The 14,255-nt window shown below is 65.2% G+C and carries 11 protein-coding genes; 2 read left to right on the plus strand and 9 right to left on the minus strand.

Features of this window, described 5'->3' with window-relative positions; genetic code table 11:
• Nucleotides 1–260: 260 nt before the first annotated feature.
• From glmS to ttcA, 3 genes are all read right to left on the minus strand, one after another.
• Nucleotides 261–2,099: a glutamine--fructose-6-phosphate transaminase (isomerizing) gene (gene glmS, locus ACTJK6_RS08305; RefSeq protein WP_440838696.1), complete on the minus strand. Its 1,839-nt coding sequence runs from the start codon at nt 2,097–2,099 to the stop codon at nt 261–263.
• Nucleotides 2,100–2,215: 116 nt separating this feature from the next.
• On the minus strand, nt 2,216–3,583 hold the full coding sequence (gene glmU / locus ACTJK6_RS08310; RefSeq protein WP_440838697.1) for a bifunctional UDP-N-acetylglucosamine diphosphorylase/glucosamine-1-phosphate N-acetyltransferase GlmU: 1,368 nt from the start codon (nt 3,581–3,583) through the stop codon (nt 2,216–2,218).
• 331 nt (nt 3,584–3,914) lie between these two features.
• On the minus strand, nt 3,915–4,862 hold the full coding sequence (gene ttcA / locus ACTJK6_RS08315) for a tRNA 2-thiocytidine(32) synthetase TtcA (RefSeq protein ID WP_260803805.1): 948 nt from the start codon (nt 4,860–4,862) through the stop codon (nt 3,915–3,917).
• Nucleotides 4,863–5,028: 166 nt separating this feature from the next.
• Here ttcA and panE point away from each other — a divergent pair, with 166 nt between their 5' ends.
• A complete protein-coding gene (gene panE, locus ACTJK6_RS08320; RefSeq protein ID WP_440838802.1) occupies nt 5,029–5,982 on the plus strand; it encodes a 2-dehydropantoate 2-reductase in 954 nt (317 codons plus the stop codon).
• Nucleotides 5,983–6,264: 282 nt separating this feature from the next.
• Here panE and ACTJK6_RS08325 read toward each other — a convergent pair whose 3' ends face one another.
• The 6 genes from ACTJK6_RS08325 to ACTJK6_RS08350 form a co-directional block, all read right to left on the minus strand.
• Complete coding sequence (locus tag ACTJK6_RS08325) at nt 6,265–8,004, minus strand: efflux transporter outer membrane subunit (protein ID WP_440838698.1); 1,740 nt, start codon at nt 8,002–8,004, stop codon at nt 6,265–6,267.
• Nucleotides 8,005–8,011: 7 nt separating this feature from the next.
• On the minus strand, nt 8,012–9,178 hold the full coding sequence (locus ACTJK6_RS08330; RefSeq protein WP_440838699.1) for an ABC transporter permease: 1,167 nt from the start codon (nt 9,176–9,178) through the stop codon (nt 8,012–8,014).
• Nucleotides 9,175–10,146, minus strand: a complete 972-nt coding sequence (locus ACTJK6_RS08335) for an ABC transporter ATP-binding protein (RefSeq protein ID WP_316870232.1) — start codon at nt 10,144–10,146, stop codon at nt 9,175–9,177. The genes ACTJK6_RS08330 and ACTJK6_RS08335 overlap by 4 nt, the downstream gene beginning before the upstream one ends.
• Nucleotides 10,143–11,117 (minus strand): HlyD family secretion protein, encoded by a 975-nt coding sequence (locus ACTJK6_RS08340; RefSeq protein WP_260803802.1) that lies wholly within the window; start codon nt 11,115–11,117, stop codon nt 10,143–10,145. The genes ACTJK6_RS08335 and ACTJK6_RS08340 overlap by 4 nt, the downstream gene beginning before the upstream one ends.
• Nucleotides 11,118–11,155: 38 nt before the next feature.
• A complete protein-coding gene (locus ACTJK6_RS08345; protein WP_440838700.1) occupies nt 11,156–11,896 on the minus strand; it encodes a TetR/AcrR family transcriptional regulator in 741 nt (246 codons plus the stop codon).
• Nucleotides 11,897–11,982: 86 nt separating this feature from the next.
• Nucleotides 11,983–12,906: a LysR family transcriptional regulator gene (locus tag ACTJK6_RS08350; RefSeq protein WP_316870235.1), complete on the minus strand. Its 924-nt coding sequence runs from the start codon at nt 12,904–12,906 to the stop codon at nt 11,983–11,985.
• 118 nt (nt 12,907–13,024) lie between these two features.
• On the opposite strand from ACTJK6_RS08350, the gene rocD reads away from it, so the two are divergent.
• Nucleotides 13,025–14,251 (plus strand): ornithine--oxo-acid transaminase, encoded by a 1,227-nt coding sequence (rocD, locus tag ACTJK6_RS08355; RefSeq protein WP_440477000.1) that lies wholly within the window; start codon nt 13,025–13,027, stop codon nt 14,249–14,251.
• Nucleotides 14,252–14,255 lie beyond the last annotated feature (4 nt).

Below are 14,255 nucleotides of genomic sequence, written 5' to 3' on the forward strand. Positions count from 1 at the left end.
TTCACACCTCCGGCCGGCATCACCACGGCACTGCCCTGCGCTTCAAACGTCGATGGCATCACACGCATGTCTCGCCCTCCTTTCGGTCGGTTTCAAGATTGGGGGGCGATGCTACTGCGGCCGCCGGGGCTTCCCGCAAGCCCCAGGGGCCGCGGTATACTTAAGGCAACGGTGGAGCGAATGCTTGTCTGGCGAAGCGCACACCACGAAAAAAGGCCGTCCCGAAGGACGGCCTTTTCTTTTTCTGCGTCTGCCGAAACTTATTCGACAGTCACCGATTTCGCCAGGTTACGCGGCTTGTCGACGTCGGTGCCGCGCGCCAATGCCGTGTGATACGCCAGCAACTGTAGCGGCACCACGTGCAGGATCGGCGAGAGCTGCCCGTAGTTCTCCGGCATGCGGATCACCTGGATGCCGTCGCTTGACTGGATGTGCGTATCGGCGTCGGCAAACACGTACAGCTTGCCGCCGCGCGCGCGTACTTCCTGGATGTTCGACTTGAGCTTTTCGAGCAGCGCGTCGTTCGGAGCCACGGTCACGACGGGCATCTGCTCGGTCACCAGGGCCAGCGGGCCATGCTTAAGTTCGCCGGCCGGGTAGGCCTCTGCGTGGATGTACGAGATTTCCTTGAGCTTGAGCGCACCTTCCAGGGCGATCGGGTAATGCAGACCGCGACCGAGGAACAGCGCGTTCTCACGGCGGGCAAACTCTTCCGACCACGCGATGATCTGCGGCTCCAGCGCCAGCACCGCATTCAGCGCCGACGGCAGGTGACGCAGATGACGCAGCGCGTCCTCTTCCTGCTCGGCGTTCAGATGGCCGCGCAGCTTGGCGAACGTGAGCGCCAGCATGTACAGGGCGGCCAGCTGCGTGGTGAATGCCTTGGTGGACGCCACGCCGATCTCGGTGCCGGCGCGCGTGAGGAACTTGAGCTGCGTCTCGCGCACCATGGCGCTGGTCGCCACGTTGCAGATGGCGAGCGTGTGCGTGTGGCCCAGTTCGCGTGCGTGACGCAGTGCGGCCAGCGTGTCGGCGGTTTCGCCCGATTGCGAAATCACGACGACCAGCGCGTTCGGGTTGGGCACCGTCTCGCGATAGCGGTATTCGCTGGCAACCTCGACCTGCGTCGGGATCTTGGCGATCGATTCAAGCCAGTACTTGGCCGTGCAGCCCGAGTAGTAGCTCGTGCCGCAAGCCAGGATCAGCACGCTGTCGACCTTGGGCAGCACCGCGGCCGCCTCGGGGCCGAACAGGTCAGGCGCAAAGCCTTGCACGCCTTCAAGCGTGTCGCCCAGGGCGCGCGGCTGCTCGAAGATTTCCTTCTGCATGAAGTGCCGGAAGGGGCCGAGTTCCACAGCGGCGGCGTAGGTGCCGACTTCTTTCACTTCACGCTCGACGATCTTGTCGTTTGCATCGGCCACGGTGAAGCCGTCGCGGGTGAGTTCCACCACGTCGCCTTCTTCCAGGTAGGCCATGCGGCTGGCGGTACCGGCCACGGCCAGCGCGTCGGATGCCAGGAACGATTCGTTCTCGCCGATCGCCACCACCAGCGGCGAGCCGGCGCGCGCACCCACCACCACGTCGGGGTTGTCGCGTGCAAACACGGCAATCGCATAGGCGCCGTGCAAGCGCTTGACCGACGCGCGCACCGATGCAAACAGATCACCGCGCGTGGCGCTGCTCGGGTAGGTGTAGGCCTGGTGGATCAAGTGCGCGACGACTTCCGTATCCGTCTGCGATTCAAACCCGTAGCCGACGGCCTTGAGTTCTTCGCGCAGCGATTCGTAGTTTTCGATGATGCCGTTGTGCACCAGGGCGATGGTGTCGCCCGAAAAGTGCGGGTGCGCGTTGACGGTGTCCGGCCGGCCATGCGTGGCCCAGCGGGTGTGCGCGATGCCGATGGCGCCATCCAGGTGGCTCGTCTGTGCCTGAGCATCCAGATCGGCCACGCGCGAAACGGTGCGCGCGCGCTGTAGCTGGCCATCACGCTGAACGGCAACGCCGCATGAGTCGTAGCCGCGGTATTCCAGGCGGCGCAGGCCTTCGATCAGGACGGGAACGATATTGCGCGTGGAAACCGCGCCAACGATACCGCACATGTTGATTTCTCCAGTTGGGGTGCGGCCGCACGCTCAATGTGCGCCGCACTCGGTAATTCAGTATCGATGCTCGTGCGCCGAAGCGGCATCCGCTGTTCGGCGCAGGAGAAAACCTGTCAGCCTGCCTTCTTTTGCTTGACCGGGCGTTGCCAGCTGTCGATGGTGACCTGCCGCGCCCGCGAGACCGTCAGCTTGCCCTCGGGCGCGTCCTTGGTCAGCGTGGTGCCGGCACCCAGCGTCGCGCCCCTGCCAACGCGCACCGGCGCCACGAGCTGCGTGTCGGAACCGATGAAGGCGTCGTCTTCGATGATGGTGCGGAATTTGTTCGCGCCGTCGTAGTTGCACGTGATGGTGCCCGCGCCGATGTTGACGCGCGAGCCGACCGTGGCGTCGCCCACGTAAGCAAGGTGGTTGGCCTTGCTGTGTGCCGCGACCTGGCTGTTCTTGACCTCGACAAAGTTGCCGATGTGCACGTCTTCGGCCAGCTCGGTGCCGGGGCGCAGGCGCGCGTACGGGCCGATGCGCGAGTCGGCGCCAACCTTGGCGCTCTCGATGTGGCAGAACGGCAGGATCTCGGCACCGGCCTCGATGGCGGCATCGCGGATCACCGCATTGGCGCCGACGCGCACGCCGTCAGCCAGCGTCACATCGCCCTCGAAGATGCAGTTGACGTCGATCACCACGTCGCGGCCGCAGGTGAGCTTGCCGCGCACGTCGATGCGCGCCGGGTCGATCAGCGTCACGCCGTCTTCCAGCAGTTGCTGCGCGAGGTTGCGCTGGTGAATGCGCTCAAGCTCGGCCAGCTGCACCTTGCTGTTCACGCCCAGCGTTTCCCACTCGGCCAGCGGATGCGCGGAGGTGATGGGCACGCCTTCGCTGGCGGCGCGCTCGATGACGTCGGTCAGGTAGTACTCGCCCTGCGCGTTGTCGTTGGAGAGCGTGGCGAGCCAGTTCTTGAGCTTGGCCGTCGGGCACACGAGGATGCCGGTGTTCACTTCGTGAATGGCCAGCTGCGTCTCGTTGGCGTCTTTCTGCTCGACGATGCGCGTGATCCGGCCGGCGGCGTCGCGCACGATGCGGCCGTAGCCGGTCGGGTCGCCCAGGTGCACGGTCAGCACGCCCAGGTGGCCGTTGCCGGCGGCGCCCACCAGGGCGCTCAGCGTCTCGGCACGGGTGAGCGGCACATCGCCGTAGAGCACCAGCGTGGGCACGCTCTCGTCGAGCTGGTCCACGGCCTGCATGACGGCGTGGCCCGTGCCCAGCTGCTTGTCTTGCGTGGCGAAGGCGATGTCGGGCGCGCCGACCATCTCGCGCACCCGATCCCCGCCGTGGCCGACCACCACCACCAGCCGCGTCGGCGACATGGTGCGTGCGGTTTCAATGACGTGCGCCAGCAGCGGTTTGCCGGCCAGGGGGTGCAGCACTTTCGGCAGGGCAGAGCGCATGCGTTTGCCCATGCCTGCAGCCAGGATGACGATATTCACAAGGAGGTTCCTAGAGTGACTCGAAGCGATAGCCTGCGAGGGGTTGCCGGCACCGGGAATGGCTGCCTGAAACCCACCGCCCGCCACCTCCCCTCAGGATGGCCGGACCGCCTGCAAACCCTTCTGCGGGGCGCTTTTGCGGCGTATAAGACACAGATGGAAAAATTCTAGCATGGGGCCCACCCTCCCCCAGAACCGGTCAAATGGTGGAATTGTTGCAATCGCGCCATGACCGAGACGGGTAGCCCGCTGGCCGGTCAGGCGGATGGCGGACGCCCGGCATGGCGCGCCCGCCACATGGGGAGAGGGTCACATGGGGAGCGGGCCACGCTCAGCCTGCGGCCACCTCGCCCGGCACGGCTTGCTCGGCGGGCTTGTCGCCCGGTTTGCGCTCAAACCGCACGAACTCGATGCGGTCGTCATGCGAGCCGGCAAACACCAGCGGGGCCTGGTCGTAGGCTGTCTGGCCGAACAGCGCGTCTTCGCCGATCTTCGCCAGGCCCGTGGTCAGGCCGTTGAAGTCGAACAGGTCCGTGTCGGCCAGGTGCGACGGCACGACGTTCTGCAGCGAGGCGAAGATGTTGTCGATGCGGCCCGGCGTCTGGCGCTCCCACTCCAGCAGCATCTCCTTGACCTTCTTGCGCTGCAGGTTTTCCTGCGAGCCGCAGAGGTTGCACGGAATGATCGGAAATTCCATCGCGCGGGCGTAGGAAGCAATGTCCTTTTCCGCGCAATAGGCGAGCGGCCGGATGACGATGTGGTCACCGTTGTCGGTGGCCAGCTTGGGGGGCATCGACTTCATCTTGCCGCCGAAGAACATGTTCAGGAAGAACGTGTTGACGATGTCGTCGCGGTGGTGGCCCAGCGCGATCTTGTTGGCACCCAGTTCCTTGGCCGTGCGGTAGATCACGCCGCGGCGCAGGCGCGAGCACAGCGAGCACGTGGTCTTGCCCTCGGGCACCTTCTCTTTGACGATCGAATACGTGTCCGCCTCGACGATCACATATTCCACGCCCAGCTTCTTCAGGTAGTTGGGCAGCACCTCTTCCGGAAAGCCGGGCTGCTTCTGGTCGAGGTTCATGGCGATCAGCTTGAAGTCGACCGGCGCGCGCTTCTGCAGCGCCATCAGCACCGACAGCATCGTGTACGAATCCTTGCCGCCGGACAGGCACACGAGGATGGTGTCGCCGTCTTCGATCATCTTGAAGTCGCCGATGGCGCGGCCAACCTGCGACTGCAGACGGGTTTCGAGGCGGTGGAAATTATTGGAGAACGTCATGGCATATCGACCCCGCCAGCGCTGAATAATGGCCGAACGGGCGTCAAATCGTGAGGAAAATCAGCATTTTAGCGCGCGCGGGGCGCCGTCTGCAGGGTCGCGCGAACAGGCCTAGAATCGTTTGCCTATCTTCGGCTCGATGGAAACGAACCCCATGACGACAGCAATGCGGATTCTGGTGCTTGGCGCCGGTGGCACCGGCGGTTATTTCGGCGGGCGGCTCGCCCAGGCGGGTGCGGACGTGACCTTCCTGGTGCGCCCTGCGCGTGCGGCGCGGTTGCGCGAACACGGTCTCGTGATCCGCAGCCCGCACGGCGATGCGCAATTGCCCGTGCAGACCCTCACCGCAGACCAGGCCGCGGCTTGGGGCCGTGCCGACCTGGTGCTGCTGAGCTGCAAGGCCTACGACCTGGAAGACGCCATCACGGCCATCCGCCCCGCCGTGGGTGAACGCACGGTCGTGCTGCCGGTGCTCAACGGGCTCGCGCATCTGGAACGGCTCGATGCCGCCTTTGGTGAATCGCGCGTGCTGGGTGGGCTGTGCCATATCAGCGCGACGAGCGCGCCCGATGGTGCGGTGCTGCACCTGAGCAACGGCCAAGGGCCCGCCGTGCACTCCATCACCTTTGGCGAGCGCACGCTGCACGCGCCGCGCGAGCGCACCGAGGCGATTCGCGATGTATTTGCCACGGCCAACTTTGATTCCGTGCTGGCCGAGAACGTCATGCAGGACATGTGGGAGAAATTCACCTTCCTCACTTCGCTGGCGGCAATGACGTGCCTGATGCGGGCGACGGTGGGTGAGATTGTCGCCACGGATGAGGGCGCTGCGCTGAACGAGGCGATGTTCACGGCGTGCGAGCGTGTAGCAGCAGCGTCGGGCTATCCGAATCGGCAGGCTGCGCGCGAGCGTGGGTTGAATGTGCTGACGCAGGCTGGGTCGCCGCTGACGGCATCGATGCTGCGAGATCTGGAGAGTGGTGCGCGGGTGGAGGCGGATCACATCGTGGGGGACATGCTGCGCCGTGGGCGGGCGTTGGGCGTTGATGTGTCGCTGCTGCGGGTGGCGTTTGCGCATTTGCAGGCTTATCAGCAGCGGTTGTTGCGGGCTGCCGTTTGATTGTTTTGTGTTTGGGGTTCATCCCCGGTTTCATCCCCTGCCGGGGCTGACTCACTTTCTTTGTCTTGCCAAAGAAAGTAAGCAAAGAAAGGCGCGCCCGAGATGGCGAAAGATTCCTTGAATTTATGTCGCAGAGAGGGAGGGGAGGCAAACTCGCTTCGCTCAAACAGGCCTCCCCTCTTTGTCCTCTCTGCAACAGAAATTCAAGGCGCCATCTAGGGCATCAACGGCCACACCGTCTGAAGGCTTGCGTTGTCGATTTGGTTTCCCTTTGTCGTGGGTTTATTGCCAGCCTCCGCCCAAGGCTTGCATTAGCGCAGCAGAGTCGAGCAGCCTGTCGGCTTGGCTCTGGACCTGTTGCAGCGTGGCTTGGTCGACCTGACGCTGGGCGTCCAGCAACGTTAGCGTGCTGATGCCGCCGGCGGCGTGGCGGGCTTGGGCGGCGCGCAGGGTCTGTTGCGCCTGGTCGGTTGCCAGCGCTCTGGCCTGCAGCGTTTGGGCGTCGTTGTGCACGGCGTGCAGGGCGTCGGCCACTTCTTGCAGACCTTGCAATACGGCTTGTTTGTAGGCAGCGCCGGCCGCGTCGTAGGCGGCTTCGGCTTCGCGCTTTTTGGCGCGCAGGGTACCGCCGTGGAAGATTGGCTGCGTGAGCCCTGCGCCGAGGTTCCAGATGCTCGATCCGGCGCCGAGAAGGTTGCGGAAGCTCGTGGTTTCCGAACCTAGCCCTGCGGACAAAGTGATGCGCGGGAACAGGTTGGCCGTGGCGACACCCACATTGGCGCTGGCTTCGTGCCACATTGCCTCAGCAGCGCGGATGTCGGGGCGGCGCTGCGCGAGTGTGGACGGCAGCGACACCGGCAGCGGGTCCGGCAGATGCAGCGCGTCAAGCGACGGCAACTCCGGCAACCCGGCGCCAGGTTCGCGGCCCAGCAACACCGATAGACGATGCCGCTGCTGCGCGGCCTGTTGCACGAGCGGCGGCAACGTGGCGTCGGTTTGCGCGACAAGCGTGCGCTGCGAGAACGCATCGACCTGCGCGACGCCGCCCACGCTCAACCTCCGCTCGGTGATCTCCAACTGACTGCGCTGCTCGGCAGCCAATCTTTGCGTGGTGGCGATCTGCGCATCCAGCGCGGCAATCCGCACCGCCGTCGTCACCACATTGCCTGCCAGAGACAGCCGCGCCGCTTCCAGTTCATAACGCTGCGTATCGACCTGTGCTTGCGATGCCTCCAGCGCCCGGCGCACGCCGCCAAAAATATCCAGCGCATACGACACCGACAGCGACGCCGAATACAACGTGAACGGCCCCGGCTTGGGCGTGTTGAATCCGAACGCCTCCGGGTTGATCTGCTGACGCACCGCCGACACGGTGCCATCCACCGACGGCAACGCATAACCGAACTGCGCCTGCGCTTCGGCCTGCGCCTGACGCAAGCGCGCCTGCGCCTGGGCCACGGACGGGCTCGCCCGCAACGCCTCGCCCACCAACGCATCCAGCGCGGGCGATCGGAACAGGTGCCACCAATCGGCCGGCACGTTGGCATCGACAAGATGCTGCGCTTCGCCGCCAACAACGGGCGCGGATGCGGTTTCCGGCGACACAGGCTGTGCGGAATAGCCCGCGGCCGCAGGCCCGCCCGGCGTCTTGAAGTCAGGACCGACGGCACAGCCTCCCACACCCAGCGCGGCAACAATCACAACGCCAAGCAACCGCTCGCCACCCACCAGCGCTTGCCCTAACGCCAGCAAACGCTGCCAGAGGGTTTGGCCGTACCCTGCCCTAGATGGCGCCTTGGATTTTTGTCGCGGGGAGGAAAAAGAGGGGAGGCTGTTTGAGCGCAGCGAGTTTGCCTCTCCTCCCTCCCCGTGACATAAATCCAAGGGGAAGTCGCCATCTCGGGCGCGCCTTTCTTTGCTTACCTTTCTTTGGCAAGACAAAGAAAGTAAGTCGGCCCCGGCAGGGGACGAAACAAGGGATGCACCACCAGCGTCAGCACGTCGAATCCACAGCGTCCACATAGCCACCTCAATCCAACGTCTTGCGATAAAACCGCAACGCCACCCCCAGCACCACCAACGTAAACACCATCAACGGCCAAATGCTCGGCCAAAGCTCGAACCAGCCATTGCCTTTGAGCAGGATGCCGCGCGTGAGCCGGTTGAAGTACGTCATCGGCAGCAGGTTACCCACCGCCTGCGCCCACTTCGGCATGCCCACGAACGGGAACATGAAACCCGAGAGCAGGATGTTGGGCAGGAAGTAGAAGAAGGTCAGCTGCGTCGCCTGCAACTGGTTCTGCGCGAGCGACGACAGCGTGATCCCCACCGTCAGGCTCGCCACGATAAACAGCAGCGCCGACACGTAGACCATCCACACGCTGCCGACAAACGGCACGTGGAAAACGAAGACCGCCATCAGCAGGATGATGGTCACCTGCACCAGCCCGATGAAGATGTAGGGAACGATCTTGCCCGTCATCACCTCCAGCGGATGCACCGGCGTGGCGAGCAGGTTTTCCATCGTGCCGCGCTCGCGCTCGCGCGTCATGGCCAGGCCCGTCATCATCACCATGGTCATCGTGAGGATGGTGCCCATCAGGCCGGGGATGATGTTGTACTGCGTGATGCCTTCCGGGTTGTAGAGCTTGTGGATGCGTACATCGAACGGCGGTGCGGTGCTCGCGGAGCCGCCCGCGCCACCTGCCAGAGGTGACAACGCGCCCTTCATATCCTTGCTGACGACACCCTGCACCAGTTGCGAAAGCGAGGCCACGGCCAGGCCAGTAGCGGCGGGGTCGGTGGCATCGGCTTCCACGAGCAGCGAGGGTTTCTCGCCGCGCACGAGCTTGCGCGTGAAGTCCGGCGGGATCGATACGACAAACTGCAGTTGCCCCTTGGCCAACGCCTCGCGCCCCGCGGTTTCGTCCGGCAGCGTGGTTGCCAAGTCGAAGTAGTCGGAGTTGCGCATGCTGGCCAGGAAGCTGCGCGTGAACTCGCTCTGGTCTGCGGCAATCACGCCGGTCAGCAGGTGCTTCGGGTCGGCGTTGATGGCAAAACCGAACAGGAACAGCTGCATGATCGGAATGCCAATCATCATGGCGAACGTCACGCGGTCGCGCCGCAGTTGCAGGAACTCCTTGAGCACCACGCTCCACCAGCGCACGAACGAAAAGCGATTGCCGTCCGGCTTCATGGCTGCGCTCCGTAATTGTCGGAGGAGCGCTTCATCATGTGGATGAACACGTCTTCGAGGCCGGTGTTGATGGGATCGGCGCGCATGCCAGATTCCCCGGCGAGCTTGCGCAACGTGCCCTCCAGCGCTTGCGCATCGGCGCCGGTCACGTGCAGCACCGAGCCAAACGCGACGGTCTGATCCACGCCGGGCTGCCCTTCCAGCTTTCGGCCCAGCTCAACCACATTGCCACCCGAGACCGCCCACGTCGACAGGCGCTGCCCGGCGATGACCTCATCGGCGGTGCCTTGCGCGAGCAGCTCGCCATAGGCGATGTAGGCGAGCTTGTGGCAGCGCTCGGCCTCGTCCATGTAGTGCGTGCTGACGAGCACCGAGATGCCCTCCGCCGCCAGCCGGTGCAGTTCTTCCCAGAAGTCGCGGCGCGCTTTCGGGTCGACACCGGCGGTGGGCTCGTCGAGCAGCAGCAGTTCAGGCTTGTGGAGCATGCAGGCAGCCAACGCCAGGCGTTGCTTCCAGCCGCCCGACAGCGAGCCCGCGAGTTGCTTGGCGCGCGATGCCAGCCCGAGGTTCTCGAGCGCGTTGTCCACCGCCTCTCGCCGATTGGGCATCTCATACAGCCGTGCAACAAAGTCCAGGTTCTCGCGAATGGAAAGATCATCCCAATACGAGAACCGCTGCGTCATGTAGCCGACGCGCCGCTTGATCTGCGCCGACTGCTTGAGGATGTCGTACCCCAGGCACGAGCCGCTGCCGCTGTCGGGCGTCAGCAGCCCGCACATCATGCGGATTGACGTGGTCTTGCCGCTGCCGTTGGGGCCCAGAAAGCCGAAGATCTCACCGCGCGCGACTTGCATGGAGAGGTCTTTCACAACGTGCTTGTCGCCGAAGTGCTTGTTCAGGCCTCGCACGTCGATGGCGTAGTCGCCATTACGAGCATGCGGTTGACCGTCGTGGCTGGCAGCGCTCATGGCAGCGTGACCTCCACAGGCTGGCCTGGGCGCAGCTTCGGCCCATCGGCCACGGCGGGACGCGCTTCCACCATGAAGACAAGCTTGTCGCGCGTCGTGTTGCTGTAGATGACGGGCGGCGTGTATTCGGCTTCCGTTGCGATGTACGTGACCGTGGCATTGATATCGGCCGCGCAGCCATCGCAGTGCAGGCGCGCGGCTTGCCCGAGCTTGAGCGCGCCGACCACGCCTTGCGGCACAAAGAAGCGCACCTTCACGTTGGCCGGCGGCAGCATGCGCACCACAGGGCTGCCGGCGCCGACCCACTCGCCTTCGCGATACAGCGTGTCGAACACGAGCCCGCCCTGCGTAGCCTTCTGCGCTTTCTGATCGAGCCGCCACTGCGCTTGCGCCACTGCGGCGCGTGCGGCTTCTACCTGTGCGGATTGCGCGCGAATCTGATCATTGCGCGCCGGCAACTGGGCAATGCGCAACTGGTTGGTCAGTTCACGCACGCGCTGTGCGTTGGACTGTGCGGTCGAGCGGCTTGCATCGAGTTGCGATTGTGCGATGCCACCTGCGCGGAACTGCGCCTCGTCTCGCGCCAGCTGCGTCGACGAAAGCTTGTCCGCCGCCACGGCTTGCGCCAGTTGCGCGCGCACCGCATCCACCTCCGGCACACGCTTGCCGACGTTCAGATCGGCGAGTTGCGCTTCGGCGCCTTGCAGTTGCGCGGCTGCCTGCTGGCGAGCTGCCGTCTCGTCCACCGATTCCAGCGCAAAGAGCGGCGCCCCTGCGTTGACGGTCTGCCCGCGCTGCACGCCAAGATGTTCGAGCCGCCCACCCACGGGCGATGCCACATAGACGAACTCGCCCTCCACATAGCCCTGGTAGGTGTGGTTGTCTTGTTTGGCGCAGCCCGCCAGGGCCATCGCTGCGGCCGATGCCACCGCAAACCACCCTGCCCTGCCGATGCACAACGCTTGCCGCATACCGCCCTCCGCGGGATTCGATTGACCTGTCTGTTCGCCTACTTGCGCCCCTTGCTCTTTGGCTTCGGCTTCGCTTTCTTGCCGGCGCCGTCCTCGGGCGCCGCGACGGGGCCGATGCCGTGCAGCAGCAGCGCGGCCACGTGCCGGCCGATGTCCTCGTCGCTGACACGGTCCGCCAGCGGCAGGCGCCCCCACAGCGCGCGCGTCGCCAGCGGCAGCATCGCCAGGCCGATCAATGACACCATCACCAGCGGCGGCTGCAGCGCCGCGTTCACCGCGCCGGCCGCCTGCGCACGCGCAATGCGGTCGACCAGCAACGTGGCGCGCGCCAGCGCGATGCGAGCGAACACGCGCTCGCGCAACTGGCCGCCCTCGCTGGCGATCTCGCGAATCCACAGCGTCGGAAACCACGGCGTGGCCGTCGCCACCGCCACCATGCGCTGCGCCACGCCGGCCACCGTCTGCGCAAGGTCGGGCAGATGCGCGTCATCGGCGATGATGGCCAGCGCCGGGCCTGTCACCTGGTCGACCAACGGGCGGATGCGCCCCTCCACCACCGCATCGAGCAATTGATCGCGCGTCTTGAAGTGGTAATGCACCATCGGCGCCGTCACCCCGGCTTCGCGCGCGATGGCGGCAAGCGTGGTCGGGCCGACGCCATCGCGCGCAAACAAGGTGACGGCGATGTCGAGCAGGCGGTCACGGAGGTCGTCCTGCGTTGCGCCATCCTGGCGACGGGGGCGGCCTGGGCCGCGCGTGGAAGGTTTGCGGGTTGCCATGCCGCGCATATTAATTGTCGAATTAATTAATTTCAAGGCGACATGTTGGCGTTTGCGGAACAGCCGGGAAGGTTGCGACCGCGCGCCTACACGCGCGCCGCTGCGTCAAGCTGCGCAAGCCGCACAAGCAAGCGGTCTTGCGCTTCGCTCGGAAAGCTCGATGTGCGGCGCACGGCGAACACGGTATTCAGGCAGCGCCGCGCCACGATCGGGCGTACGACGTGCAGGCGCCCGCGCTCCACCGCATCCTGAATGGCGTGCAGCGGCAGCACCGACCAGCCCATGCCGGCCTCTACCAAGGTGCTGACCTCTTCCAGATCGGAGACGTGATGTGCGCTGACGGTGGTCTCGGGCATGCGCCGGAACAGCGCCTTGAACCACAGCCCGTAGACCGCATCCGATTCGTCGTAGGTGACGAAGGGCAGCGCAGCGCAGTCGGCCAGCGTACGTGGTGCAGCGTGCTCACGCAGTGCGCCAGCGCTGCACGCCAGCACGAATTCCTCGGTATAGACAGCGTGGTGCTCAAACAGGCGCGAGGTGCGCGGCGTGTAGACGAAGCCGAGATCGGCGCGACCGGATTCGACATGGCCGAAGACCTCCTCGTCGCTGCCAAAGGCGAGTTCCAGGCGCACGTCGTCGAGAAGCGGCGCATCGGATTCGGGCGAAGGCGTCAGCAGCGCCGGCATCAGCACATAGCGCCCGAAACTGGAGCCGCTCGCCAGCTTGAGCGACACGCGCTCCATCTCGCCGCTGTGCAAGGCGGCACGCAGCTCATCCAGCCCGGCAAACGCATCGCGGCACCACGCCCGCACCGACGTGCCGGCACGCGTGAGCACGAGCTTGCGCCCCGAGCGCTCGAACAGGGGCACGCCGAGCCACTGCTCCAGCTGCCGCATCTGATAAGACAGCGCTGGCTGCGACACGGCCAGGCGATCGGCGGCCCGCACGAAGCTGCCCTCGTTGGCGACGGTCAGGAAACTATGCAGATAGCGCAGCGGCGAGTGCGACATGGCGCCTCAATTCATCAAATTTTTGGATCGAAAAACGAAAAACATTCGATTTGATTTCAAGTCTGTCAGATCGCACAATCCGCCGCAAGTGAACGACCGATCCAGGCAGGAGGCCATCATGACGACCGCAATGCAACATCCGAGCTATGCATTGGAAGACCGTTACGGCGCACGCAACTACGCGCCCTTGCCGGTCATGCTGGAACGCGGCGAAGGCGTGTGGCTCTTCGATACCGATGGCCGGCGCTACCTCGACATGATGTCGGCGTACTCAGCCGTCAGCTTCGGGCATTCGCATCCGAAACTCGTTGCTGCGTTGACGGAACAGGCTGGCCGGCTGACGCTGACGTCGCGCGCCTTCCACAACGTCGAGCTGGGCCCGTTCCTGGCCGACGTCTGCCGGATCACGCGCATGGACCGCGCGCTGCCCATGAACACCGGCGCCGAAGCCGTCGAAACCGCCATCAAGGCCGCGCGCAAGTGGGCACGCGACGTAAAAGGCCTGGCACCCGAGGCGGCCGAGATCATCGTCTTCGAGAACAATTTCCACGGCCGCACGACGACGATCGTCGGGTTCTCCTCGCACGATCAATATCGCTACGGATTCGGCCCCTTCGCCGCAGGCTTCCGGCGCATCCCGTTTGGCGACGCCGATGCGCTGCGCGCCGCTATCGGCCCCAACACGGGCGCCATCCTGATGGAGCCTGTGCAGGGCGAGGGCGGCATCGTCGAACCGCCTGCGGGCTACCTCAAACTCGCCCGCGAACTGGCCACCCAGCACAACGTGCTGCTCGTGTGCGACGAGGTGCAGACGGGCCTCGGCCGTACCGGCGATGTGCTTGCGAGCTGGCATGAAGGCGTTGACGCCGACTTGGTGGTGCTTGGCAAGGCGCTTGGGGGCGGCATGGTCCCTGTGTCGGCCATCGCGGGGCGCGAGGCGGTCATCGGCGTGTTCCAGCCGGGCGACCATGGCTCCACGTTTGGCGGCAACCCGCTTGCAGCGCACATCGGACGCGCGGCACTTGCCTTGCTGATGGAAGAACAACTGCCACAGCGTGCCGCCCGCGTGGGCGCAGCATTCATCAATGAGCTGAAATCGCTGGTCGGCCATGGCGTGCGGCAGGTGCGTGGACGCGGCTTGTTGATCGGCCTGCAGCTCGACGCCGACATCGACGCACACGACTTCGCCTTCGCGCTGGCCGAGCGCGGCGTGCTGACCAAGGACACCAACGGCAACGTGGTCCGCCTGACACCGCCGCTGGTGATTGGCGAAGCTGAACTGTCACTGGCGCTGGAAGCCATCCGCCAGACGCTGGCAGGGTGGCCGCGCCGCAAGGTGGCGTGACGGA

Source organism: Ralstonia sp. 22086, from assembly GCF_052045975.1.
GTDB lineage: Bacteria > Pseudomonadota > Gammaproteobacteria > Burkholderiales > Burkholderiaceae > Ralstonia > Ralstonia wenshanensis.